This is a genomic window from Aporhodopirellula aestuarii, assembly GCF_023701485.1.
Taxonomy (GTDB): Bacteria; Planctomycetota; Planctomycetia; order Pirellulales; family Pirellulaceae; genus Rhodopirellula; species Rhodopirellula aestuarii.
In genome coordinates this window covers 1-1,027 of record NZ_JAMQBK010000165.1, presented here as the reverse complement: position 1 = coordinate 1,027, position 1,027 = coordinate 1, and the positions used below count along the sequence as shown (strand labels likewise).

The following is a 1,027-nucleotide window of genomic DNA, read 5'->3' as shown; positions in this document are numbered from 1 at the left end:
ACACCGATGATGGCAATCACGACTAGGAGTTCAACTAATGTGAATCCGTTTCGATTATCTCGCGATCGATTAAGGAACATAAAATTAACCTGTGGGGGGAGGGCAATTAAAACACGCAAAGGAAAGCGTGAGGCAGTGCATACGCACGTAACTCACTTTGAAATGAAATGAAAACTTAAAGAGCAAAATATCTAGACGGAGCAATAATGCTGTCGGTCAAAGAACTCTTGTCAAACGAAGTTGTCTGCAAGGATGAAGTTGTCTGCAAGGATTACGCGCAAAAGAAACGCCTTCCCGCATAATTGCGATATGAAGAGCGGGCCACGCATGCAGACTGCGACACGATCAATTTGCAGCGCGGGGACGCATTGAAGCGTGCGTCCGAAAGACCGAGCTATTGGGTATCATCGTTGGCTGCTTCGGCCATCCCATCATTGATCTCCTGCAACTCAGCATCGTTTGGCAGCGGCTGAATCACTGTCGGTTCGGAGCTGCCGCAGCCTAATGTGGGGACGAACAAAACCGTGACAAGGGCGAGTCGTCGGATGGCAGAATTCATGTCTTTTCAGCGGGGTTAAAGTTGGAAACGGTTGCAGTAGCCGCGTCCGAGCGGCGGATAGTTTCAAAATTCGCAATCAGACAAATCGATTACGGAAACAAACTGTTCAAGCAAGGGATTGCAAGTTAACGGCATTACCTTCTCTCCTGGATGGCAGCTTCCACTTGCTTGAGAAAGAGCGGGAAGTGGAGGGTGAGGAACCAAGAGGATCTTAAGAAATCAAACTATGGCTTTTCGGAGGTGCGTCTGCGTTAATGCTAGAGACGCGTCAAGACGACCATTTTGCATTGTGGCCAGCGCTTGTTTCTATATGGCCCTGTTCTGTTGAAATTGAAACACATTTAAACGATAGCACCACCGTTCGATAAAATCAGTGTGATTTAATCAGTGTGATTTTAAAGAACGCGATATAAACAGCAATTTATACAGTGCCCACCACGGTTCGGTTGATTCGATGCGCCTCGACGC

General features: G+C 47.5%; 2 protein-coding genes. Both read right to left on the bottom strand.

Features of this window, described 5'->3' with window-relative positions:
- The coding region (locus NB063_RS32150) for a type II secretion system protein (protein ID WP_250933953.1) at window positions 1-80 on the bottom strand (80 nt) is incomplete at its 3' end.
- A gap of 314 nt (window positions 81-394) precedes the next feature.
- On the bottom strand, window positions 395-559 hold the full coding sequence (locus tag NB063_RS32145; RefSeq protein ID WP_250933951.1) for a hypothetical protein: 165 nt from the start codon (window positions 557-559) through the stop codon (window positions 395-397).
- Window positions 560-1,027 lie beyond the last annotated feature (468 nt).

Excerpts from the sequence above, each read along its gene's own strand:
- NB063_RS32145 (WP_250933951.1), bottom strand. The coding sequence starts at position 559 with ATGAATTCTGCCATCCGACGACTCGCCCTTGTCACGGTTTTGTTCGTC.